General features: G+C 60.7%; 21 protein-coding genes and 1 pseudogene. 16 read left to right on the top strand and 6 right to left on the bottom strand.

The features are described 5' to 3' along the window. Positions 1 to 12 precede the first annotated feature (12 nt). Positions 13 to 801: a 3'(2'),5'-bisphosphate nucleotidase CysQ gene (cysQ, locus tag O9X91_RS06260; protein ID WP_077981415.1), complete on the bottom strand. Its 789-nt coding sequence runs from the start codon at positions 799 to 801 to the stop codon at positions 13 to 15. A gap of 334 nt (positions 802 to 1,135) precedes the next feature. On the opposite strand from cysQ, the gene O9X91_RS06255 reads away from it, so the two are divergent. The 6 genes from O9X91_RS06255 (at position 1,136) to O9X91_RS06230 (ending at position 6,818) form a co-directional block, all read left to right on the top strand. Beyond that, on the top strand, positions 1,136 to 2,038 hold the full coding sequence (locus tag O9X91_RS06255; protein ID WP_077981416.1) for a branched-chain amino acid ABC transporter permease: 903 nt from the start codon (positions 1,136 to 1,138) through the stop codon (positions 2,036 to 2,038). Between the two features lie 49 nt (positions 2,039 to 2,087). Next, a complete protein-coding gene (livM, locus tag O9X91_RS06250) occupies positions 2,088 to 3,440 on the top strand; it encodes a high-affinity branched-chain amino acid ABC transporter permease LivM (protein ID WP_373692762.1) in 1,353 nt (450 codons plus the stop codon). Then, complete coding sequence (locus O9X91_RS06245) at positions 3,440 to 4,318, top strand: ABC transporter ATP-binding protein (protein ID WP_077981418.1); 879 nt, start codon at positions 3,440 to 3,442, stop codon at positions 4,316 to 4,318. Before livM ends, O9X91_RS06245 begins: the two co-directional genes overlap by 1 nt. Next, positions 4,318 to 5,046, top strand: coding sequence for an ABC transporter ATP-binding protein (locus O9X91_RS06240; RefSeq protein WP_077981419.1), 729 nt, complete (start codon positions 4,318 to 4,320; stop codon positions 5,044 to 5,046). The genes O9X91_RS06245 and O9X91_RS06240 overlap by 1 nt, the downstream gene beginning before the upstream one ends. A 182-nt stretch (positions 5,047 to 5,228) precedes the next feature. Next, the gene (locus O9X91_RS06235) at positions 5,229 to 5,582 is read left to right on the top strand and encodes a DUF6867 family protein (protein WP_077981420.1); all 354 of its coding nucleotides are present in this window, start codon (positions 5,229 to 5,231) and stop codon (positions 5,580 to 5,582) included. A 117-nt stretch (positions 5,583 to 5,699) separates the two neighbouring features. Continuing rightward, the gene (locus tag O9X91_RS06230) at positions 5,700 to 6,818 is read left to right on the top strand and encodes a branched-chain amino acid ABC transporter substrate-binding protein (RefSeq protein WP_077981421.1); all 1,119 of its coding nucleotides are present in this window, start codon (positions 5,700 to 5,702) and stop codon (positions 6,816 to 6,818) included. 130 nt (positions 6,819 to 6,948) lie between these two features. Here O9X91_RS06230 and O9X91_RS06225 read toward each other — a convergent pair whose 3' ends face one another. The 5 genes from O9X91_RS06225 to O9X91_RS06205 all read right to left on the bottom strand — a co-directional run bounded on the left by O9X91_RS06225 (position 6,949) and on the right by O9X91_RS06205 (position 14,145). Continuing rightward, the gene (locus O9X91_RS06225) at positions 6,949 to 7,485 is read right to left on the bottom strand and encodes an AAA family ATPase (protein WP_077981422.1); all 537 of its coding nucleotides are present in this window, start codon (positions 7,483 to 7,485) and stop codon (positions 6,949 to 6,951) included. Between the two features lie 283 nt (positions 7,486 to 7,768). Then, entirely contained in the window at positions 7,769 to 8,698 is a 930-nt protein-coding gene (locus O9X91_RS06220; protein ID WP_077981423.1) for a response regulator, read from the bottom strand. After that, positions 8,695 to 12,090 carry a hybrid sensor histidine kinase/response regulator gene (locus O9X91_RS06215; RefSeq protein WP_269833974.1) on the bottom strand — a complete coding sequence of 1,132 codons (3,396 nt, stop codon included), beginning with the start codon at positions 12,088 to 12,090 and terminating at the stop codon, positions 8,695 to 8,697. Before O9X91_RS06215 ends, O9X91_RS06220 begins: the two co-directional genes overlap by 4 nt. 31 nt (positions 12,091 to 12,121) lie before the next feature. Beyond that, positions 12,122 to 12,892, bottom strand: a complete 771-nt coding sequence (locus tag O9X91_RS06210; protein ID WP_137410858.1) for an SDR family oxidoreductase — start codon at positions 12,890 to 12,892, stop codon at positions 12,122 to 12,124. A 218-nt stretch (positions 12,893 to 13,110) separates the two neighbouring features. After that, positions 13,111 to 14,145, bottom strand: coding sequence for a glutamine synthetase beta-grasp domain-containing protein (locus tag O9X91_RS06205; protein ID WP_077981426.1), 1,035 nt, complete (start codon positions 14,143 to 14,145; stop codon positions 13,111 to 13,113). A 482-nt stretch (positions 14,146 to 14,627) separates the two neighbouring features. Here O9X91_RS06205 and O9X91_RS06200 point away from each other — a divergent pair, with 482 nt between their 5' ends. The 10 genes and pseudogenes from O9X91_RS06200 to O9X91_RS06160 all read left to right on the top strand — a co-directional run bounded on the left by O9X91_RS06200 (position 14,628) and on the right by O9X91_RS06160 (position 23,861). Then, a complete protein-coding gene (locus O9X91_RS06200) occupies positions 14,628 to 14,834 on the top strand; it encodes a DUF2735 domain-containing protein (RefSeq protein ID WP_162520560.1) in 207 nt (68 codons plus the stop codon). A gap of 346 nt (positions 14,835 to 15,180) precedes the next feature. Beyond that, positions 15,181 to 16,470, top strand: a complete 1,290-nt coding sequence (urtA, locus tag O9X91_RS06195; protein ID WP_077981427.1) for an urea ABC transporter substrate-binding protein — start codon at positions 15,181 to 15,183, stop codon at positions 16,468 to 16,470. Between the two features lie 283 nt (positions 16,471 to 16,753). Continuing rightward, positions 16,754 to 18,367, top strand: a complete 1,614-nt coding sequence (urtB, locus tag O9X91_RS06190) for an urea ABC transporter permease subunit UrtB (protein WP_269834204.1) — start codon at positions 16,754 to 16,756, stop codon at positions 18,365 to 18,367. Then, positions 18,364 to 19,527 carry an urea ABC transporter permease subunit UrtC gene (gene urtC, locus O9X91_RS06185; RefSeq protein WP_077981429.1) on the top strand — a complete coding sequence of 388 codons (1,164 nt, stop codon included), beginning with the start codon at positions 18,364 to 18,366 and terminating at the stop codon, positions 19,525 to 19,527. The genes urtB and urtC overlap by 4 nt, the downstream gene beginning before the upstream one ends. 4 nt (positions 19,528 to 19,531) lie before the next feature. Then, positions 19,532 to 20,293 (top strand): urea ABC transporter ATP-binding protein UrtD, encoded by a 762-nt coding sequence (gene urtD / locus O9X91_RS06180; protein WP_137410856.1) that lies wholly within the window; start codon positions 19,532 to 19,534, stop codon positions 20,291 to 20,293. Further along, positions 20,290 to 20,358, top strand: a pseudogene (locus O9X91_RS23870) (propionyl-coenzyme A carboxylase alpha polypeptide); the annotation flags it as partial. The gene urtD and the pseudogene O9X91_RS23870, both read left to right, overlap by 4 nt. Before the next feature lie 128 nt (positions 20,359 to 20,486). Further along, positions 20,487 to 21,182 (top strand): urea ABC transporter ATP-binding subunit UrtE, encoded by a 696-nt coding sequence (gene urtE / locus O9X91_RS06175; protein WP_142913633.1) that lies wholly within the window; start codon positions 20,487 to 20,489, stop codon positions 21,180 to 21,182. A 255-nt stretch (positions 21,183 to 21,437) separates the two neighbouring features. Beyond that, positions 21,438 to 22,694, top strand: coding sequence for a CE1 family esterase (locus O9X91_RS06170; RefSeq protein ID WP_269834205.1), 1,257 nt, complete (start codon positions 21,438 to 21,440; stop codon positions 22,692 to 22,694). After that, complete coding sequence (locus O9X91_RS06165) at positions 22,598 to 23,452, top strand: urease accessory protein UreD (protein ID WP_162520561.1); 855 nt, start codon at positions 22,598 to 22,600, stop codon at positions 23,450 to 23,452. The genes O9X91_RS06170 and O9X91_RS06165 overlap by 97 nt, the downstream gene beginning before the upstream one ends. 106 nt (positions 23,453 to 23,558) lie before the next feature. Further along, positions 23,559 to 23,861 carry an urease subunit gamma gene (locus O9X91_RS06160; RefSeq protein WP_269834206.1) on the top strand — a complete coding sequence of 101 codons (303 nt, stop codon included), beginning with the start codon at positions 23,559 to 23,561 and terminating at the stop codon, positions 23,859 to 23,861. Positions 23,862 to 23,876: the final 15 nt, after the last annotated feature.

Here is a 23,876-nt window from a genome sequence, read left to right as displayed (position 1 = left end):
GGCAAGCGGGTATTACCCCGCCTGTTCCACCGCCATCGCCCCTTCGGCAATGAAATCCGGATTGGCCAGCGCATCCTCGCCGTCACCCCTCACCGCATAGGCAAGCGGCTTACCCTCGCAATCGAGCGTCCTGCCGCCGGCGGCGCGCAGCACGGCGTCGCCGGCGGCCGTGTCCCACATCATGGTGCGGCTGAAGCGAGGATAGATATCGGCGGCGCCCTCCGCCAGCATGCAGAATTTCAGCGAGGAGCCGACGGAAATACAGTCCTTCAGCCCGTGTTCGGCCACGAAGGCTTCCGTTTTTGCCGTACAGTGGGAGCGGCTGATCAGCGCCACGGGGGAAGCGCCGCGCCGGCGCGCGCGGATGGGGCGGCGCGAAAGGACGACGCCTTCGCCGGAAATGGTGAGCTTTTCGGCGGCATTGTGCTCGCCCGTCCATGCCTGCCCGCGGCAGGGGGCGTAGACCACGCCGACCACGGGTACGCCGTTGCGGATGAGCGCGATGTTGACGGTGAAATCGTCCTTGCCGGAAATGAATTCCTTGGTGCCGTCCAGCGGATCGACGAGGAAGAACTCCGCACCGGTTTCCGGCAGGATACCGCTCGACACCGCTTCTTCGGCAACCACGGGGATATCGGGAAAATGGGCGGCCAGTGCCGCAAGGATGATCGTCTCGGCCCGCTGATCGGCCTCGGTCACCGGCGAGCAGTCGTCCTTATACGACACATGCGGGCCGGCACGGTGGACCGCCATGATGGCCTGCCCGGCGTCCAGCGCCGCTTTCGTCAATATGTCGATCATCTCTTTGCCAATTGATCCCGCCTGCGGGATATCGCCGTTCCGATCTTCGCTACTCCTTTGCCCGCCGCCCGTCAAATAATGGCGTCGGACAATGCTGAAATAAGCATCCGGCCGTCATTTTTTCAGCACTTCCTGCCAAAATCATGGCTCTTTTGACCGGGAAAGCGGCAGTCCATGTGGAAATTCCAAATTTTGTGCAGGATCGCCCGTTTTTGACTTCACATTTTTAACGAACACGATATGCATTTTGAGGGTGGGGGTCTGCCTGAAAGGCTTCCCCTATAATTAACATAACGAGGCGTGGCCCATTTGAGGCCATACCCGGGGGAAAGACATGGAGTATTTTATCCAGCAGCTCATCAACGGGCTGACTCTTGGATCGATCTATGGCCTCATCGCTATCGGCTATACGATGGTTTACGGCATCATCGGCATGATCAACTTCGCCCATGGTGACATTTTCATGCTTGGCGGCTTCGCCGCGCTGATCGTTTTCCTGATCGTGACATCCTTTGTCGCCGGCATTCCGGTGGCGCTTCTTCTGCTTTTGATGATGGTCGTCGCCATGTTGATGACCGGCTTGTGGAACTGGGTTATCGAACGCGTCGCCTACCGCCCGCTCAGAGGGTCGTTCCGTCTCGCGCCGCTGATCACGGCCATCGGCATGTCGATCGTGCTGTCCAACTTCATTCAGGTGACGCAGGGTCCGCGCAACAAGCCGATCCCGTCGCTCGTGACGGAAAGCTATCATTTCGGCGACATCACCGTGTCGCTTAAGCAGCTGATCATCATGGTCGTTACCTCGGTGCTGCTCTTCGCCTTCTGGTATATCGTCAACAAGACCCCGCTTGGACGGGCGCAGCGCGCCACGGAACAGGACCGCAAGATGGCCGCGCTGCTTGGCGTCGATGTCGACAAGACGATTTCGATCACCTTCATCATGGGCGCGGCGCTCGCCGCTGTCGCGGGCACCATGTATCTGATGTATTACGGCGTTGCGTCTTTCAGCGACGGCTTCATCCCTGGCGTCAAGGCGTTTACCGCAGCCGTTCTCGGCGGCATCGGCTCTCTGCCGGGCGCCGTGCTCGGCGGTCTGCTGATAGGCCTCATCGAATCGCTGTGGTCGGCCTATTTCTCCATCGCCTACAAGGATGTCGCGGCGTTCGGCATCCTGGCTTTCGTACTGATCTTCAAGCCGACCGGCATTCTCGGTCGTCCGGAAGTCGAGAAGGTGTGATCCCATGACCAATATCGCTTCCGACAATGCTGCTTCCAGCCCGAGCCTGATGGCGACGGCTGTGAAGGAGGGCCTGATTGCGGGCCTCGTATCGCTCGGCATGTTCATTCTTTATGTCGGCATCATCACTTATCAGGATATCAACAACCAGCTGATCTGGGGTACGCGCTGGGGCCTTCTGGCGATTTTCGTCGCCGTTGCCGCCGTCGGCCGGTTCCTGATGGTCGGCTTCATCAAGCCGTCGCTGGACCGCCGCAAGCTGGCAAAGGCCAAAAGCGGCGTGCCGGAGATTTCCGAGGAAAAGGGCTTTTTCCACAAGCACTTCCTGAAGCTGGCGCTGGTCCTTCTGCTGCTTTATCCGGTGATCGCCGTGCAGCTCTTCGGCTTTCAGGGCTCGCTGAAATTCGTCGACAATTTCGGCATCCAGATCCTGATCTATGTGATGCTGGCGTGGGGCCTCAACATCGTCGTCGGCCTCGCCGGCCTGCTCGATCTCGGTTACGTGGCCTTTTATGCGGTGGGCGCCTATTCCTATGCGCTGCTCTCCAGCCAGTTCGGCCTGTCCTTCTGGGTGTTGTTGCCGGTCGCGGGCATTCTCGCCGGTTTCTGGGGCATCATTCTCGGTTTCCCGGTTCTTCGTCTTCGCGGCGACTATCTGGCGATCGTGACGCTCGCCTTCGGTGAGATCATCCGCCTCGTGCTTTTGAACTGGACGGATGTGACCAAGGGCACCTTCGGTATTTCGGGCATCGCCAAGGCGTCGGTTTTCGGCATCTGGTCCTTCGATATCGGCGCGCCGAACAATTTCGCCAAGGTTTTCGGCCTGTCCATGTCTTCGGCCTATTACAAGATTTTCCTGTTCTACGTGATTCTGCTGCTTTGCATGCTGACGGCCTATGTCACCATCCGCCTGCGCCGCATGCCGATCGGCCGGGCATGGGAAGCGCTGCGCGAGGACGAAATCGCCTGCCGTTCGCTCGGCATCGATACCGTCATCACCAAGCTCACCGCCTTTGCAACGGGTGCGATGTTCGGCGGTTTTGCCGGTTCCTTCTTTGCCGCGCGCCAGGGTTTCGTTTCGCCGGAGAGCTTCGTGTTCCTGGAATCCGCCGTCATCCTCGCCATCGTCGTTCTCGGCGGCATGGGGTCGCTCACGGGCATCGCCATTGCGGCGCTGGTCATGGTCGGCGGCACCGAGGCGCTGCGTGAAATGGAGTTCCTGAAGCATGTCTTCGGGCCCGATTTCACACCGGAGCTCTACCGTATGCTGCTCTTCGGTCTCGGCATGGTCATCGTCATGCTGTTCAAGCCGCGCGGTTTCGTCGGCTCGCGTGAACCCACGGCTTTCCTTAAAGAACGCAAGGCCGTCTCCGGCAGCTTTACCAAGGAAGGTCACGGTTGATGGCTTCCGGAACGGCAACAATGACACCCAATACGACTGGCGATACGATCCTCAAGGTCGAACATCTCTCGATGCGCTTTGGCGGCCTGATGGCCATCAACGATTTCTCCTTCGAGGCGAAGCGCGGCGAGATCACGGCGCTGATCGGCCCAAACGGTGCGGGCAAGACCACGGTCTTCAACTGCATCACCGGCTTTTACAAGCCGACCATGGGCATGATTACCATGCGCCAGCAAAGCGGCGAGGCGCATCTTCTCGAGCGCCTGCCGGATTTCGAAATCACCAAGAAGGCGAAGGTGGCGCGCACCTTCCAGAACATCCGGCTGTTTTCGGGCCTGACCGTTCTGGAAAACCTGCTGGTGGCCCAGCACAACGTGCTGATGAAGGCCTCGGGTTACACGATCCTCGGTCTTCTCGGCCTGCCCGCTTACCGGCGGGCGGTGGACGCCTCGATCGAGAAGGCCAAGTATTGGCTGGAAAAGGCGGATCTGATCGACCGTGCCGACGATCCGGCCGGCGATCTGCCCTATGGCGCGCAGCGCCGTCTGGAAATCGCCCGCGCCATGTGCACCGGGCCGGAGCTTCTGTGCCTCGACGAGCCGGCCGCCGGCCTCAACCCGAAGGAATCGCTGGCGCTCAACACGCTCCTGCGCGGCATTCGCGACGAGGGCACGTCGCTGCTGCTGATCGAGCACGACATGTCCGTGGTGATGCAGATTTCCGACCATGTGGTGGTTCTGGAATATGGCCAGAAGATTTCCGACGGCACGCCGGACCATGTGAAGAACGACCCGAAGGTCATCGCCGCCTATCTAGGTGTCGAGGATGATGAAGTGGAAGACGTGATTGCGGAAGAACTCGACGGAGGAGCGGCCTGATGTCTGGTGAACCGCTTCTGAAAGTCCAGGGTGTCGAAACCTATTATGGCAATATCCGCGCTCTGGCCGGTGTCGATGTCGAGGTCAAAAAGGGTGAGATCGTCAGCCTGATCGGCGCCAACGGCGCCGGCAAGTCGACGCTGATGATGACCATCTGCGGCAGCCCGCAGGCGCGCGCCGGCCAGGTGATCTTCGACGGCGAGGATATCACCCGGCTGCCGACCCATCTCATCGCCCGCAAGCGCATCGCCCAGTCGCCGGAAGGCCGCAGGATTTTCCCGCGCATGACGGTGCTGGAAAACCTGCAGATGGGCGCCAATCTCGATAATCTGAAATATTTCAAGGAAGACGTCGAGAAGATCTTCGTGATGTTCCCGCGCCTGAAAGAACGTCAGAGCCAGCGCGGCGGAACGCTTTCCGGCGGCGAGCAGCAGATGCTCTCCATCGGCCGCGCGCTGATGGCGCGGCCGAAGCTTTTGCTGCTGGACGAGCCGTCGCTCGGTCTCGCACCGCTGATCGTCAAGGGCATTTTCGAGGCGATCAAGAAACTCAACCAGGAAGAGGGGCTGACCGTCTTCCTCGTGGAGCAGAACGCCTTTGCCGCGCTCAAGCTTTCCGACCGCGCCTATGTGATGGTCAACGGCAAGGTGACCATGAGCGGTTCGGGCAGAGAACTGCTCGCCGATCCGCAGGTCCGCGCCGCCTATCTCGAAGGCGGACGGCACTGAAAGATTTTACTTGCGCCGGAAATTTTGCGGCGCAAGACTGCAAACGGTGGCCTGTCGTCCTTTCGGCCAAACCTTAAGGATCCATGGCGGGGTGCAAACAATAAAATGCCCGGCGGGAAAACGACGGGACGACAGACAAGGCAGGGCCAGGGCGTTTCAGCCCGGCACTGATGGGGAAAGAGATGCAGGGCCTTTTTTTCGAAACGGATAACGGCGTGCGGTATGTTCTGCGCGCGCTGGTTGTTCTTCTGGGTTTCTGGACAGCATGGCGCACGGGCAAGTCCGTGGCCGATGGCTGGGGCGGTTATACGCGGGTGGTGATCTATACGCTCGCTCTGGGTGTAGTGATGCGGTTTCTGCACTACGCGCTCTTTGCCGGGCCGTTCATCAACGGTTTCTATTACGTGTTTGACGTCGTTCTTCTTCTGGCTTTTTCCAGCGTCGGTTTCCGCATGCGCCGGACGAGCCAGATGGTCAATAACTACTATTGGCTCTACGACCGGACGTCGGCATTTTCCTACAAGAAGAAAGATTGACAGGCGGATTTTTCCGGCTGCACAATGCTCGTCAGAGTGGAACGGTTTCTGTTCGGTTAAGGTGGGTGTCGAACAGGTCCTTGCAATCAACCCATCCAAGGAACTGGGAGTAAAGTAATGAAGAAGTCTCTTCTTTCCGCTGTTGCGCTGACCGCCATGGTCGCGTTTGGCGGTTCGGCCTGGGCCGATGTCGTGATCGCTGTCGGCGCACCGCTGACCGGCCCGAACGCTGCTTTCGGCGCTCAGATCCAGAAGGGCGCCGAACAGGCTGCGAAAGACATCAATGCCGCCGGCGGCATCAATGGCGAGCAGATCAAGATCGTGCTGGGCGACGACGTATCCGACCCCAAGCAGGGTATTTCGGTTGCCAACAAGTTCGTCGCTGACGGCGTGAAATTCGTTGTCGGTCACTTCAACTCGGGCGTTTCCATTCCGGCCTCTGAAGTTTACGCCGAAAACGGCATTCTCGAAATCACGCCTGCTGCAACCAACCCGGTCTTCACCGAACGCGGCCTGTGGAACACCTTCCGCACCTGCGGCCGTGATGACCAGCAGGGCGGCATTGCCGGCAAGTACCTGGCCGATCATTTCAAGGATGCCAAGGTCGCCATCATTCACGACAAGACGCCTTACGGTCAGGGCCTTGCCGATGAAACCAAAAAGGCTGCCAATGCCGCCGGCGTGACGGAAGTCATGTATGAAGGCGTCAATGTCGGCGACAAGGACTTCTCCGCGCTGATCTCCAAGATGAAGGAAGCCGGCGTTTCCATCATCTACTGGGGTGGCCTGCACACCGAAGCCGGCCTGATCATCCGCCAGGCGGCTGACCAGGGCCTGAAGGCCAAGCTCGTTTCGGGCGACGGTATCGTCTCGAACGAACTTGCTTCCATCGCCGGCGACGCCGTCGAAGGCACGCTCAACACCTTCGGCCCCGATCCGACACTGCGCCCGGAAAACAAGGAACTGGTAGAGAAGTTCAAGGCCGCCGGCTTCAACCCGGAAGCCTACACGCTCTATTCCTATGCCGCGATGCAGGCGATTGCCGGTGCGGCGAAGGCCGCCGGTTCCGTGGATCCGGAAAAGGTTGCCGAGGCCCTGAAGTCCGGCACTTTCCCGACCGCGCTTGGCGAAATCTCCTTCGATGAGAAGGGCGACCCGAAGCTTCCCGGTTACGTCATGTACGAGTGGAAGAAGGGTCCGGACGGCAAGTTCACCTACATTCAGCAGGGAACGTGAGTCTCACTGGATCATAGCCTATCGAAGCCCGGCAGCGATGCCGGGCTTTTATTTTCGAGGCGGACGCCTCCAATCTTCGCAATAACTGACCCCAGCCAAATTGGCGCGCGGGTCAACTGCAATCCCGGCCTCAGCGCGTTTTCTTGGCAAGCTGCTCCAATACCACGCCGGCTCTCTCCGATACCGGTACCTTCGGCAATATTATCGTTTCATAATCCAGCTCGTCATAGTCGCGGAGCAAACGCCCATATTCCTCGACCGCCGCATCGAAGCCATGTTTGCGCTCGCTGTCGCCCGTGTAAATTTCAGGCCATGGCGGGGTTAGGAAAACCAGGCGGTTATAGCGGTGTGAAGCCCGCAGCGCCTCGATGAAGGTATCGCCATTTACATGGCGAAGTGCTGAGGCGGCGTCGATCAGGCTGCGGTCGAAGAAGACGAGGCCCTCCGGTGGCGCATTCTGCCGGTCCTCGAGCGCCATGGCGATGGCCCGGCGGGCGAAGGCCTGCATGTCGATCCACGGCAGGGCGGTGCCGCCATTGCGGGTTTCCTGGACGACGATACGGCGGCCTGGTTCCTCGACGGTGGCGAAACCGCGTCGGGCTAGTTCGGCAAGCAGGGTGGATTTGCCGCCGCCGGAGCAGCCGGAAAGGATGATGAAACGGTCCATGGAATTTCTATCCTGTGACAGGGTGCAGTTGGTCGAACAGTGATTTTTTGGGTGGTGGGTCGCCGCTGGTTTCTTCTCCCCGAGGGGGAGAAGGTGGCCCGAAGGGTCGGACGAGGGGGCAACCTCGCCGGAATTCGGAGACCTCGCCCCCTCATCCCGCTGCCGCGGACTTCTCCCCCTCGGGGAGAAGAAACAAGCGGCGGCCGCCCGGCCAATAAGCGGGTGGCGTGCACTCAAGCGGAAAATATATGCCGGACGAACCTTAGCATATTAACGGCGGTCGTCACCCCTGATGCAGGACATGCGCGGCCTTGACCGCGGCCGATGCCCGGTTTTCGACGCCGAGCTTCACATAGATCTGCTCCAGATGTTTGTTCACGGTTCTGGCGGAAAGGCCGAGGATATCGCCGATATCGCGGTTGGATTTGCCTTTGGCAATCCACAACAGAACTTCCGATTCCCGCGTCGTGAGCGCAAAGTGGTCCTTCAGCAGATGGTCGTCGGATTTCTCATTGGCGGCGGTCAGGCGGAAGAGATATTCGTCCGGTCCCATCGCGCCGAGGAAGGAGAGTTGCAAAGCGGGCCGCCCGGCCTCGGTGATCGTCAGCGGCGTGTCGCGGGCGGCATCCACCGTTGCCCGGTGCGAAAGCCAGCCGGAAATATGGGCAACGACAATCTCCAGCCCATCATCCCGGCCGGTCGCGGCGTTGACCAGCCGCGTCGCCTGCGGGGTGGACCAGTGGATGGCGCCATTGGCGCGCACGGCCAGCAGATGGCGGCCGGCGGCGTCGAGGGCGACGCGGGCGCTTTGCGCCGAGCGGGCGTTGGAGAGATGCACGCGGATGCGGGCGCGCAGCTCGTCGATATTGATTGGTTTGGTCAGATAATCGACGCCGCCGGATTCGAGCGCCCGCACCACATGTTCGGTCTCTGTCAGCCCGGTCATGAAGATGACCGGCACCTGCGCCACCGCCGCATTGGCCTTCAGGCGGCGGCAGGTCTCGAAACCGTCCATGGCCGGCATGACGGCGTCGAGCAGGATGATGTCGGGCGTAATGCGTTCGGCAATGTTGAGCGCGGCTTGGCCGGAGGTGGCGATGAGGGCGGAAAAGCCTGACTGTTCCAGCGCGTCGGTGAGGAACCCCAGAGCTTCCGGGCTGTCATCCACCAGCAATACGATGTCTCTCGGGGCTGCCGCCGCCTGACCGCTCATGCCTTGCCGTCTCCCGTGTCTTTATCTGCAAACCGTTTGAGAAAATGCGCGTAACCGGCCAGATCGAAGGCCTGCACATAGGTGCCGAGCTCCCGCGTGAAGGGCAGGTTATCCGTGTTGCGGGCAAGATCGGCGAGTTTCGCCTCGATGCCGCGTATGTAGCCTATTTCGCCGAGCCGCTGCAAATCCTGGATATGAATTGCGCCGGGATGGATGATCTCGGCAGGGGGCTGCTGCTTTGGCGCGGGCGGCAGATCGGTATCGTAAATCCATTTCAGCCCGAGATGCACGGCGAGCCTGTCGCAGAGATGGCGGATATCGACCGGCTTGGCGATGGCGTCATTGTGGTTGTCCTCCCCCGCGCCAGCGACAGTGCCGTCGCCGATATTGGCCGAGAGCATGATGAGCGGGGCCGTCTGCCCTGCCTCGCGAAGCTTCGTCACCAGCTGCCAGCCGGTCATGCCGGGCATGGAAATATCGATGAGGAAAAGGTCTGGCTTCACCCCTTCGATGAGGGTGAGGCATTCGGGGCCGGATTGCGCCGTCAGCACCACGAAATCGAGCGGCGAAAGCACCTGCCGCATTAGTTCGCGGTGATCCTCATTGTCATCGACCACGACAATGGTGCGGCGCGGCCCGGAATAGGAGCGGATGGTCTTTTCCGCCGCTGGCGTCGTGCTTGGCCGGTGCACGGCAGACAGCATGAGGCGCACGCGGAAGGTGGATCCCTCATCCTTTTCGCTGGAAACGGAAATCTCGCCACCGAGCGTATTGGTCAGAAGCCTTGTAATCGTCAGCCCCAGGCCAAGGCCGGGCATGGGCCGCACGCTTTCGGCCTCGCCGCGCTGGAAGGGTTCGTAGATGCGGGCGAGGTCCTTTTCCGCGATGCCGCGGCCGGTATCGGACACGGTGAAGCTTGCCACCTGGCTTCGATAACCGACATCGAAGGTGACCGCGCCCTCATCGGTGAATTTGATGGCGTTGGAGAGCAGGTTGACGAGGATCTGGCGCAGCCGCTTTTCATCGGTGCGGACATATTGCGGCAGAGCGGGCGAGCGGTCGTGGCGGAATTCCAGGCCCTTGGCCTGCGCCTGCGGGCGGAACATATCGACGATCTGATCGAGGAAATCCTGAATGTTGATCTCGTTGGAATAGACCTGCAGGCGGCCCGCCTCGATCTTGGAAATGTCGAGAAGCCCGTCGATCAAACCCGAGAGGTGGTCGGCGGAGCGGCGGATGACCTTGATCGCCGATTGGCGGGGAGGGGGGATGGTCTCGTCCCGCTCGAGGATCTGGGCATAACCGAGAACGGCGTTGAGCGGCGTGCGCAATTCGTGACTGAGGCCAACGACATACCGGCTCTTGGCGCGGTTGGCGGCTTCCGCCGTTTCCTTGGCGTCCTGAAGGGCGGCGTCGGTCTTCTTGTGGGCGGCGATTTCCTTCAGCAGTAGCGTGTTCTGGCGCGAGGATTCCTCTTCCGCCACCACGCGGCTGTCATGGGCAAGCACAAGGAACCAGCAGACGATGCCGGCAATGACGGCGAAGACGAAAAACACGATGAGGATGGTGCGGTTGACCACATCTGCCGTTGCCGGCGAGGCGGTGCCGACCTGATGGGCGATCATCGCCAATATGCCGCCGATGGCGGTGACGGCGATGGCCGCCGCCATCCCATAACGCCCCAGCCGGGTGGCGAGTTTGGCCACCAGCTGTCTCGGGAGAAAGGTTTTTGCGACAGTCGCGACCTGATAGTTGAGCTTGGCCTTCGGCTTGCACATGTCATGGCAGCGGCTGTCCAGCGAGCAGCAGAGCGAACAGATCGGCGCGGCATAGGCGGGACACCAGGCCATGTCTTCCGGTTCGAAGGGGTGTTCGCAGATGGAGCAGGTGATGCTGCTCTCCTCGCGCCATTTCTGGCGCGGTTTGCGGGCGAGATAAAATTTACCCTTTGTGCCCCAGGCAATCAGCGGCGAGGCGATGAAAGCGACGATGAGCGTCAGATAGGGCGCGAGCGATGCGGCGAGCGGCCCGAAGGCGCCGAAATGCGCCATTAGCGCAATTGTGGCCGAAAGCGTCATGGAACCGACGCCGACGGGATTGATATCGTAGAGATGGGCGCGCTTGAACTCGATGCCCGGTGGGGCAAGGCCGAGCGGCTTGTTGATGAAGAGATCGGCCGAAATGGTGCAGAGCCACGCCATGGCGATGATGGAGAAGATGCCGAGCGTTTCTTCCAGCAGGCGGTAGATGCCGAGTTCCATCAGAAGCAGCGCGATCGCCACATTGAAGACCAGCCAGACGACGCGGCCGGGATGGCTGTGGGTGAGCCGCGAAAAGAAATTCGACCAGGCGAGCGAACCCGCATAGGCGTTCATGACATTGATCTTCAGCTGCGAGACGACGACGAAGGCGACCATCAGCAGCATCGCCGCCGTCTGGTTGGGGATCATGTAGCCGAAGGCGGTGAGATACATCTGGGCCGGATCGGCGGCGCGGTCCACCGAGACGCCGGAGCTGAAGGTGAGCACGACAAGGAAGGAACCGGCCAGCAGCTTCGGCACGCCGACGACGACCCAGCCGGCACCGGCCAGAAACACCGCGATGCGATGGCGCAGCCGGCTCTGGCCTTCGGCCGGCAGGAAGCGCAGGAAGTCCACCTGTTCGCCGATCTGCGACATCAGCGCCAGAATGACGGCCGAGGCCGCGCCGAATTCCACGAGGTTGAAATCCGCCACGGTGCCGGGCGGGCCGGAGGCGTGGTGAATGCCGGCAAAGGCGCGCCAGAGATCGTATTTTTCCCAGTCCATCAGGGCGATGAAGATGAAGGGCAGGATGTTCAGCACGATCCAGAAAGGCTGGGTGATGATCTGGAAACGGCTGATGAGGCGCACGCCATGGGTGACGAGCGGAATGACCATGACGGCGGAGATGATGTAGCCGATCCAGAGCGGTATGCCGAGCGCCAGCTCCAGCGCGCCGGACATGATCGACGCCTCGATGGCGAAGAGCATGAAGGTGAAGGCGGCATAGATCAGCGAAGTGATGGTGGAGCCGATATAACCGAAGCTCGCGCCGCGCGTCAGGAGATCGATATCGACGCCGTGGCGGATGGCATAACGGCTGATCGGCAGTCCGACCGCGAGCATGGCAATGGCCGCGACGAGGATGGCGTAAAAGGCATTTGTGGTGCCATAGGACAGCGTGATCGCGCCGCCGATGGCTTCCAGCGCCAGAAAGGAAATCGCGCCGATGGCGGTGTGGGAGATGCGGTTGGAGGAAAATTGCCGGGCGCTCTTGGCGGTGAAGCGCAGCGCATAATCTTCCAGCGTCTGGTTGGCGACCCAGCGGTTATATTCGCGCCTGACGGGGATGATGCGTTGCCGTGCCGCCATGCCTATCGAGCGCCTTTCCGCAAGGGGCCTCTCACAGCCGCACCGACATGCCGCCATCCACCGTCAGCACATGGCCATTGACGAAGGAGGCCGCGTCGCTCGCCAGAAACAGGGCGGCACCGGCGATTTCATCCGGCCTGCCCCAGCGCTCCAGCGGCACGCGCAGCTTGGCAAAGGCAACCATCTCAGGGTTCTCGGCGAGGGCCGCATTGGTTTCGGTGGCGAACATGCCTGGCGCAATGGCGTTGCTGGTGATGCCGCGCGCGCCATATTCGACAGCGATTGCGCGCATCAGTCCGGTCAGCCCCTGTTTGGCAACGGGATAGATCGCATCACCCGGCCTGACGATGTGGCCGAGAATGGAGGTGATGGTGATGATGCGGCCGTAAGCATTGGCATTCATGGCTTCAGCCGCGTCGCGCGAGAGCGAGATGGAGGAGGTGAGGTCGGTGCGGATAAGATCCAGCACGTCCTCGTCGCTGAATTCGGCAAGCGGACGGCGGTCGCGCGCACCGACATTGTTGACGAGGATATCGAGATGGCCGAACTCGCCCATGATACGGCGGACCAGGGCGCTTCCGGCGGCGGTATCGGCGATATCGAAAGCGGCGTAATCGGCCTTGCCACCAGCCTTGCGCAGCGTGTCGACCGCCTGTTGCAGCGTCTTGGCGTTGCGGCCGGTCAGCCAGACATGGGCGCCCGCTTCGGCAAAGGCGCTGGCGATTTCGAAACCAAGGCCGCGACCGCTGCCGGTAATAACGGCGATGCGGTTTTCGAGAGAGAATTTCTGGAGAATGCCCATCGCTCACCTTCTTGCTTGAGAGCATCGGACCGAAAACGATGTTGCGGTTTTCGGAAAACCCGAGGCTGTTGGTCAAAGCCACGCCGCTTGTTTGAGCTTGCGTATGGGAAGACTATGCCGTGTGCGGCGCTCGGCGAAAGGTCGCCTGTCCGGTCCGGCCGTTCGGTGGACATAAAAATGGCGTCGCCCGGTTGCGGGCGACGCCATGTCTTGGGTTATCAGGCAGCAGCCGACTTTGCGAGCGGCACTTCTGCGATCGTCTTCAGAACGACGGAAGCGATCTGGTACGGGCAGCCCTGCGAGTTCGGACGACGGTCTTCGAGGTAACCCTTGTAACCGTTGTTGACGAAGGAATGCGGAACGCGGATCGAGGCGCCACGGTCGGCAACGCCGTAGGAGAACTTGTTCCACGGAGCGGTTTCGTGCTTGCCGGTCAGGCGCATGTGGTTGTCCGGACCGTAAACGTCGATGTGCTCTTTCCAGTTCTTGGCAAAAGCGGCCATGAGGGCTTCGAAATATTCCTTGCCGCCAACTTCGCGCATGAACTTGGTGGAGAAGTTGCAGTGCATGCCCGAACCGTTCCAGTCGGTGTCGCCGAGCGGCTTGCAATGGAATTCGACGTCGATGCCGTACTGTTCGCAAAGGCGCAGCAGCAGGTAACGGGCGATCCAGATCTGGTCGGCGGCGCGCTTGGAGCCCTTGCCGAATACCTGGAATTCCCACTGGCCCTTGGCCACTTCGGCGTTGATGCCTTCGTGGTTGATGCCGGCTTCGAGGCACAGATCGAGGTGCTCTTCAACGATTTCGCGGGCAACCGAACCGACGTTCTTGAAGCCGACGCCCGTGTAGTAAGGACCCTGCGGAGCCGGGTAACCCTGTTCCGGGAAGCCGAGCGGGCGGCCGTCCTGGTAGAAGAAATATTCCTGCTCGAAGCCGAACCATGCATCTTCGTCGTCGAGGATGGTGGCGCGGCTGTTCGACGGATGCGGGGTGACGCCATCGGGCATCATGACTTCGCACATGACGAGCGCGCCGTTGGAGCGGGCCGGATCCGGGTAGATCGCGACGGGCTTCAGCACGCAATCGGAAGAGTGGCCTTCGGCCTGCTGCGTGGAAGAGCCGTCAAAGCCCCAAAGCGGCAGCTGCTCGAGTGTCGGGAATTCATCGAATTCCTTGATCTGGGTTTTGCCGCGCAGGTTGGGGACCGGCTTGTATCCGTCCAGCCAGATGTACTCGAGTTTGAACTTAGTCATTACGAACCTCTCATAGGTAACAATGCGAAGCCTTGAGGCCTCCCGTGGCTTTCGCCACCGGAAGCGCATTCGCGTTCAAGGGCTGACCCCTTAGATGCATGCCGCGTGCCAGATTGGCGATATCTGGCGATTTTTTCGAAAAATCTTTCAAGGCCCATGTCGCTCAGCGGCTGCGATATCGCCCACGCGCGCTTCTGCTGCGCTGCGGCAGGCAAATTCACCCCTCATGTTTCATCATTGAATCCTGATAGATAGCCGGCATGCTCTTGGGAAATGCCCTGCTGCGGTGCAATGATTTCGATTGCGCGCGAGGGATTGGCAATTGCCCCAAAAACCGGCGCTTTCGGAATGGTTTTTCTTGTAGAAGAGGCGATTAATGCCTATATTTTTCGCAGGGTGATTTTTTTTTAATCAAACGGAGCGAATCCGGGTTTTAAGGGTTTGCTCCCGATACCAAAGTGCTTCGATGCAAACAGAGTGAGATGACCGAAATGGCGACTGGCTTTCATCGTGAGACGGCGACGATCTATCAATTCCCGAATGGCGGGCGCGCGGGCGTGTCCAAGTTCCGCAACAGCGGGCTAAGTGACCTCGAGCGCGAGGCGCGGGAGCCGCATGTGGATTTTGGCTCGTGGTATCACGACGAGGCGATCCGTGACGAAGAGCGGGACGGCAAGCCGCATTCTTGATGTGAGGACGTTGCCGCGAATTTCTTCTCCCCGAGGGGGGAGAAGGTGGCCCGAAGGGTCGGATGAGGGGGTAACCCCCTCCGTATATATTGACGCTCGGCCCCTCATCCCGCTGCCGCGGACTTCTCCCCGGCGGGGCGAAGAAACAAGGGGAGACGTCTCTCTTCATATAGGTAGTTCCGCCCTGGGCGCTAATCTCCCAACCCCCCACTGCAGCTTTCGCCACCCCGACTACGTCAATTGACGTATACGGTTTCGCGCTCGCGAGATCGATAGTCCCTCCCAGCAGCGGCCGCAGATGCCGCTGAGCCTCCACGAGAGGCCAACAAGGAGAGGGGTTCTTCCGATGATATTCCGCAAGACGCTTAGTGCCGCGCTGCTTGGCGCGATCCTGTCCACCACCGCCTTCCACGGCGCTTTCGCCGCAGACGACACCATCAAGGTCGGCGTGCTGCATTCGCTGTCCGGCACCATGGCGATTTCAGAGACGACGCTGAAAGACGCCATGCTGATGCTCATCGACGAGCAGAACAAGAAGGGTGGTGTGCTCGGCAAGAAACTCGAAGCCGTCGTGGTCGATCCGGCCTCCGACTGGCCGCTCTTCGCCGAAAAGGCTCGTCAGCTGATTTCGCAGGACAAGGTCGCCGCCGTTTTCGGCTGCTGGACCTCGTCGTCGCGCAAATCCGTTCTGCCGGTTTTCGAAGAGCTGAACTCCATCCTGTTCTATCCGGTTCAGTATGAGGGTGAAGAATCCTCGCGCAACATTTTCTACACGGGTGCAGCACCCAACCAGCAGGCCATTCCGGCCGTCGATTACCTCGCCAATACCGAAGGCGTCGAGCGTTGGGTTCTGGCCGGTACGGACTATGTCTACCCGCAGACCACCAACAAGATCCTGAAGGCCTACCTGATGTCGAAGGGCGTCAAGGAAGAGGACATCATGATCAACTACACGCCGTTCGGTCATTCCGACTGGCAGACGATCGTATCCGACATCAAGAAATTCGGCTCGGCCGGCAAGAAGACCGCCGTTGTCTCCACCATCAATGGTGACGCCAACGTGCCCTTCTACAAGGAACTGGCGAACCAGGGCATCAAGGCCGAGGACATTCCGGTCGTCGCCTTCTCCGTGGGTGAAGAAGAGCTTGCCGGTCTCGATACCGCGCCGCTGGTCGGCCACCTTGCCGCCTGGAACTATTTCCAGTCCGTCGATGCTCCCGTCAATGCCGAGTTCATCAAGACCTGGCATGCCTTCACCAAGAACGACAAGCGCGTGACCAACGACCCGATGGAAGCCGCCTATATCGGCTTCAACGCCTGGGTAAAGGCTGTCGAGGCCGCCGGCACCACCGATACGGACCAGGTTCTGGACAGTATCATCGGCGTCTCCGTGCCGAACCTTTCGGGCGGTTACTCCACCGTGATGCCGAACCACCACATCACCAAGCCGGTGCTGATCGGCGAAATCCAGGCCGACGGCCAGTTCGAGATCGTGCAGCAGACACCGCAGGTGGTGGGTGACGAATGGTCGGATTACCTGCCGGACTCGAAGGATCTGATCTCGGACTGGAGAAAGCCGATGTCCTGCGGCAACTTCAACGTGGCCACGGGCAAGTGCGGCGGCAAGGGTAGCTGATAGGCGGGGTGTTGGGCGCCCCTCGCAGGAGGGGCGGACCTATTTGGAAATTCAGCAAGCATTACCCCCCTCTGCCCTGCCGGGCATCTCCCCCTCAAGGGGGGAGATCGGCAAGACAAACTCCATCGCTTCACCTCAACATTTGAGATGGGCGGAACCTAGCCTCAGATCGATCTCCCCCCTTGAGGGGGAGATGCCCGGCAGGGCAGAGGGGGGGTAAAGCCGCATACTCAACGGCCACCAAGTTCACACGCCTGCCGTCAAACGCTCCAAGGAACCCGACATGACGATCCGATCTTTTCTCGGAGCCATCTTCCTCTGGCTCACCATGGGGATCGCAGCCCACGCCGTCGCGCAAAGCGACCCAAAGGCGCTGATCGACCAGCTCGGCACGGCTGATTTCAAGCAGGCCGAAGTGCTGATCGGGCAGCTTGCCGCAACGGGCGATGCGCGCGTCGTTCCGGCACTGGAGGCTTTTGCGGCGGGTGATCTCTATGTGCGCAAGTCCGACAATCTCGTCTTCATGACCAAGCCCGCCGGTTCCGATTTCACGCTGATCGACCCGCTGACGGGTGAAAGCGCCGGTTCGGCGCCGAAGGCGGCGGTTTCCAAGATCAGGGTCAACAATAATCTTCGCCGCGTTATCCGCGCCGCGATGGGCGGGCTGACGTTGCTCAGCCCGGAAAAATCCGTGCGGCTTTCGGCGGCTGACGCCGTCCTGAAAGCCCCGAGCGCTGAAAATCTCGAATTGCTGGAAGCGGCCATAGCAAAGGAAACCGACAGTGAGGTGCGGACCCGGATGGAGGAGGCGCGGGCTGTCTCGCTGCTCTCCTCCGACCGCCCCCTCGAGGTGAAGAAAGAAGCGATCGCGACCATCAAGGCGCTTGGCGGGCGCGATGCGATCAGCATTCTGATGGCGGCGACGCCATCCGTCGATCCAAGCCTGAAGCCGGATGTGGACGAGGCGATTTCCAGCATCGAGAGTTCCCTTGCCTTTTGGGATTACGCCCAGAATGTCTGGTATGGCCTGTCGCTCGGTTCCGTGCTGCTGCTCGCCGCCATCGGTCTTGCCATCACCTTCGGCGTCATGGGCATCATCAACATGGCGCATGGCGAGATGGTGATGATCGGCGCTTACTCCACCTTCATGGTGCAGGAACTGATACGCAGCCATTTCCCCGGCCTTTTCGACTGGTCGCTGGCGATTGCCCTGCCAGCCGCCTTTCTCGTCACGGCCTGCGTCGGCCTCATCATGGAACGTGGCGTCATCCGTTATCTCTATGGACGACCGCTGGAAACGCTGCTTGCCACCTGGGGCATCTCGCTGATCCTGCAACAGGGTGTACGCTCCATCTTCGGCCCCACCAATCGTGAGGTCGGCAGCCCCGGCTGGATGTCCGGCTCCTTCAGCGTCGGTTATCTCAATTTCACCTGGAACCGGGTGTGGATCGTCTGCTTCTCGCTCTCCGTGTTCTTTGCGCTGCTGGTGCTTCTGAAGCGTTCGGCCTTCGGCCTGCAGATGCGCGCCGTCACCCAGAACCGCCGCATGGCTTCCTCCATGGGCATTCGCACCCCTTGGGTGGATGCTTTCACCTTCGCGCTCGGTTCCGGTGTTGCCGGGCTCGCCGGCGTGGCGCTGTCGCAGATCGACAATGTCTCGCCCAATCTCGGCCAGAGCTACATCATCGACAGTTTCATGGTCGTGGTGTTCGGCGGCGTCGGCAATCTCTGGGGAACGCTGGTGGGCGCACTGTCGCTCGGCGTGCTCAACAAGTTCCTCGAGCCGACGGTAGGCGCCGTGCTCGGCAAGATCCTCGTGCTCGTCCTCATCATCCTGTTCATCCAGAAGCGGCCGCGCGGTCTCTTCGCACTCAAGGGAAGGGCGATCGAAGCATGATTACCGGCTTCCTCCTGCGCGCGCTCGATCGCCGCATTTCCATCGCCATCGGCATTATTCTCGCCATCGCCGTTCTGGTGCCCGCCTCCAACCTGCTGTTGCCTGAAGACAGCGCGTTCCGCATCCCGACCTACATCATGTCGATGCTCGGCAAATATCTGGCCTATGCGCTGCTCGCGCTCGCGCTTGATCTGGTCTGGGGATATTGCGGCATTCTCTCGCTCGGCCACGCCGCCTTCTTCGCGCTCGGCGGTTATGCCATGGGCATGTATCTGATGCGGCAGATCGGCACGCGCGGGGTTTACGGTCATCCCGTGCTGCCTGACTTCATGGTGTTCCTCAACTGGAAGGAACTGCCCTGGTTCTGGCACGGCTTCGACATGTTCTGGTTTGCGGCGCTGATGGTGCTTGTCGTGCCGGGGCTGCTGGCATTCGTCTTCGGCTGGTTTGCCTTCCGCTCGCGCGTCAATGGCGTTTATCTCTCGATCATCACCCAGGCCATGACCTATGCGCTGCTGCTTGCCTTCTTCCGCAACGACATGGGTTTCGGCGGCAATAATGGGCTGACCGATTTCAAGGATATTCTTGGCTATTCCGTACAGGCCGATGGCACCCGTGCCGTCCTGTTTGCCATGACGGCGGTGATGCTGGCGATCTCGCTTTTGATTGCCTCGGGCATCGTCAACTCCAAATTCGGCAAGGTGCTGGTGGGCGTGCGCGATGCCGAAAGCCGGGTGCGCTTCCTCGGTTTTCGGGTGGAAAACATCAAGCTCTTCACCTTCGTCGTGTCTGCCATGATGGCGGGCATTGCCGGTGCGTTGTTCGTGCCGCAGGTGGGCATCATCAATCCCGGCGAATTTTCCCCGGCCAACTCCATCGAAGTGGTGGTTTGGACGGCGGTGGGCGGGCGCGGCACATTGATCGGGCCGATCATCGGCGCTCTGCTCGTCAATGGCGGCAAGAGCTATTTCACTGGCGCATTTCCAGAGTTCTGGCTGTTTGCGCTCGGCGGCCTCTTCATCGCTGTAACCCTGTTCTTCCCCAAGGGCATCGTCGGCACCGTGCAGCATTATCTGGCCGGACGGCGCGAAAAGCGGGCGGCGGGCGCGGCGCGTGAAGCTGGCAACGACAGCGCGGTTGCGCAACAGGCGGCGGAGTAAGCCCATGAACACGGTTTCCGAAAACAGAACCAAGAGCCTGCTTTATCTCGACGGTGTTTCCGTTTCCTTCGATGGGTTCAGGGCGCTGAACTCTCTCTCCTTCGTGGTGGAGCCGGGCGAGCTTCGCGCCATCATCGGCCCGAACGGTGCTGGCAAGACGACGATGATGGATATCATCACCGGCAAGACCCGGCCGGATACCGGCACGGTGCTGTTCGAAGACAGCATCGACCTCACCAAAAAGGACGAGGCGGACATCGCCCAGCTCGGCATAGGGCGAAAGTTCCAGAAACCGACGGTGTTCGAAAGCCATACCGTTTGGGACAATCTGGAACTGGCGCTGAACCGCAAGCGCGGCGTGTTCGCTACGCTGTTCTACCGGCTGACGGACGAGGACAAGGCACGCATCGAGGAAATCCTCGCCACCGTGCGCCTTTCCCACCGCCGCGGCGACCTCGCCGCCAATCTCTCCCATGGGCAGAAACAGTGGCTGGAGATCGGCATGCTGCTCGCGCAGGAGCCGAAGCTGCTGTTGGTGGACGAGCCGGTGGCTGGCATGACGGACGCAGAAACCGCCGAAACCGCCGTGCTCCTGAAGGAAATCGCCAAGACCCGTTCGGTGGTCGTGGTGGAGCACGATATGGGCTTCATCCGCGAGCTTGGGGTGAAGGTGACGTGCCTTGCCGAAGGCTCGGTGCTGGCCGAAGGGTCAATCGATTTCGTGTCGAGCGATCCGAAGGTGATCGAGAATTATCTGGGGCGGTGATGGTGGTGTTTGCGGCTTTACCCCCCTCTGCCCTGCCGGGCATCTCCCCCTCAAGGGGGGAGATCAGATGCCGCACCCGCCCGTTCCATGGGCAGAGTTTTCGCCGCTTGCCGATCTCCCCCCTTGAGGGGGAGATGCCTGGCAGGGCAGAGGGGGGTAGCACCGCCCACCATACCGTCATTGGAGCTTTACCATGCTGAACGTCGAAAACATCAACCTCCACTACGGCGCAGCCCAGGCGCTCCGCGGCGTTTCGCTGAATGCTGAAATGGGCAAGATCACCTGTGTTCTCGGCCGCAACGGTGTAGGCAAAAGCTCGCTTTTGCGCGCCGTCACCGGCCAGCATGCCATCAGTGGCGGTTCGATCAGCTTTGGCGGTGCGCCGCTGGATGGGCTGGCGCCTTACCACCGGGCCAAGCGCGGCGTCGGTTACGTGCCGCAGGGGCGGGAAATCTTTCCGCTGCTCAGCGTGCAGGAAAACCTGGAGAGCGGTTATGCGCCGCTGCCGCGTAAGGAACGGTTCATTCCGGATGATATTTTCAGCCTGTTTCCCGTGCTGCAATCCATGCTGGGAAGGCGCGGCGGCGATCTTTCCGGCGGCCAGCAGCAGCAGCTTGCCATTGGCCGGGCGCTGGTGACGCGGCCGAAGATCCTCGTTCTCGACGAGCCGACCGAGGGCATTCAGCCATCGATCATCAAGGATATCGGCCGGGCGATCAAATATCTGCGCGATTCCACCGGCATGGCGATCCTGCTGGTCGAGCAATATCTGGATTTTTGCCGCGAGCTCGCCGATTACGTCTACATCATGGATCGCGGCGAGATCGTGCATCAGGGCCTGGCCGAGACGCTGGATACGCCCGAGGCGCGGCGTCACCTGACAGTATAAACCGAGACTAAAGATGCCGCACGCCGATCACGATGTGCAAACGGCCGATTAATATTTTGAAAGTCTATGCGTGTCTGCATGGCTTTTATGCGCAATCTTAGCATTTCGTTGAATAAAAGCCTGTGATATTGGCAGCGCAAATGCTGCATGCGGGACACAGGAAAAGTCTATTCGCACGCCGCGACAGTTGATCCCTTACATTCCACGCACGTCCGACGTATCGTCGGGAAAACCGTGCCCAATAAAGGCGTGTCAATGCATCAAGATTTTGCCATTGGCCGGGCCGCCCGGCTGTTCCTCTCCGCACGCACCCTCTTTCTGGGTCTTGCCATGTGCGCGAGCGCCGGTGTCGCAGCGTCGGCATCGACCTGCGGTCAATTGCCCGGACCCGGCATGGAACCGGGCAGGCATGATTTTTCCATTCTTTCCAATGGCCAGAAACGCGACGGCGTCTATTTTGTTCCATCCGCCTATGATGGAAAAAAGCCGCTGCCCGTGGTGTTCGATTTTCATGGCTCCAACAGCAATCCGCATGGCCAGCTGAACCGCAGCGGCTGGGACAAGCTTGCCGAACGGGACGGTGTGGTGGTGGTGGCGCTGGCCGGCAGCCTGAATGGCGAATTGCCCGGCACCCATGCCTGGAATGTTCCCGGCGTCACCAAGCGCCCGGGCGGGCTGGACGAGGTCGGTTTCATCCGCGATGCCATCACCATGGTGAAGGGCAGGTTCTGCGTGGATGAGGAGCGTTTTTACGGTTCCGGTTATTCCGGCGGCGGGCGCATGCTGTCGCAATTCATCTGCAATGGCAGCGCGGATTTCACTGCTGCCGGTTTCGTTGCATCGCTGCGCGCGGGTTATCCGCTGGAGACGGAAGGCAAATGGGGACCGGATGTGGCAAGCTGCAAACCGGCGCGGCCGATGTCGATCATCGCCTTTGCCGGGCTGAAAGACCCCGCCAACCCCTATCAGGGCGGCGGCAAGTCCTATTGGCAATATGGTGGCGAAACGGCGCTGAAGCGCTGGGCCGAAATGGACGGCTGCAAGGGCGGCGCAAAAACCAAGCCGGGTGAGAGTTTTACCGTCAATTCCTATGATGTCTGCAAGGCTGGCGCACGCATTCAGTCCTATGTCATCAACGATTGGGACCACGCCTGGCCGCGCGCCACCATGAAGGCGGAAGTGCTGGCCGCGGCCGCTGTCGTCACCCGCAAGCCGGGCGGCGAACAGACGCCGAAGGCGGAACCGGCCGTGGAGCGCAAGATGCCCACAGGCGAAGTGACGCGCACGGTTGATGCGGCCGAAAGAATGTGGGATTTCTTCCGCAATACGGAAGGACAGCTGGTGGTGGACGCCGTCGTCAAGAAGGATTGCGGCGCAAAAGCCTCGTCCGCTTCCGCAAGTGCTTCGGAGACCGCGTGCAGCAGCAACAGCAAGTCATCGTCCCTTCCGGTTGTGAAGACGCTCAACAGCCTGTCCGGCAGCAACGCGCCCGTGGCAGAGGACGCATTGTAACCAAGGCAGTTGAAGGGCGCAGCCGGCTGGACGAATTGTTTCAGGAAGGCTGCGCCAAGATCCGCCTGCCGGACACTTTTTCGAACGAAGCCGAGGCCATTCTCATCAATTCCTCCGGCGGGCTCACCGGCGGAGACGAGATCGAATGGCAGGCGGTCGCCGGTGCCGGCACCTCGCTTGTCGTGACAACGCAGGCCTGTGAGAAAGTCTACAAGGCATCATCAGGCACAGCCACGGTTACCGCCCGCATTTCTGCCGGGCCGGGCGCGAAACTGCACTGGCTGCCGCAGGAAACCATTCTCTTCGACCGGGCATCGCTCACCCGTCGGCTCGAGGCCGATCTCGACCAATCCTCCGAATTCATCGCCGTCGAAGCCGTGTTGCTCGGTCGCCAGGCCATGGGCGAGGCGATGACGCATGGGCTTTTTCGTGACCGCTGGCGCATTCGCCACGGGGGCACGCTTGTGCATGCCGAAGAGCTTCTGCTTTCGGGCGAGGTGGCGGCGCTGACGGCGAAACCGGCGGTTCTCGCCGGCCAGGTCGCCTTTGCCACGCTGCTTTATATCGGACCGCTGGCCGAGGCGCTTCTGCCTAAAATCCGGGCTATTGCCGGGGAAAGCGGCGGCGCCAGCCAATGGCAGGGCAAGCTTGTGGTGCGGGTTGCCGCCGCAGACGGTTTCTCCTTGAGAAAATTGCTTTTTCCGATCATTTCGCTCTTGCGAAACGGCGCGCCAGTGCCGAAAGTCTGGAATCTGTAAACCCTTCGGATCGCTTCGTATCAGGCGTCCCTCGGGGTCTGTCAACACGTCGGATCTGCTTGCCGCAACCATGCTGGCGGAACAGATTCCAAGCTGCGGGACCACGATGAACCTTAGCCCAAGAGAAAAAGACAAGCTGCTGATTTCCATGGCCGCCATGGTGGCGCGCCGCCGGCTGGAACGCGGCGTGAAGCTGAACTATCCCGAAGCGATTGCGCTGATTACCGATTTCGTGGTCGAGGGCGCCCGCGACGGCCGCGCCGTGGCCGAGCTGATGGAGGCGGGCGCGCATGTCATTACCCGCGATCAGGTGATGGATGGTATCGCCGAGATGATCCATGATGTGCAGGTGGAAGCGACCTTTCCCGATGGAACCAAGCTGGTGACCGTTCACGAACCGATTAGGTGAGGGGCAAAGGCTGCA

It is taken from the genome of Agrobacterium salinitolerans (genome assembly GCF_027498475.1).
GTDB classification, from domain to species: domain Bacteria; phylum Pseudomonadota; class Alphaproteobacteria; order Rhizobiales; family Rhizobiaceae; genus Agrobacterium; species Agrobacterium salinitolerans.
Note: the sequence above shows the minus strand (reverse complement) of the source record. Positions and strands in the feature narration are given on the sequence as shown.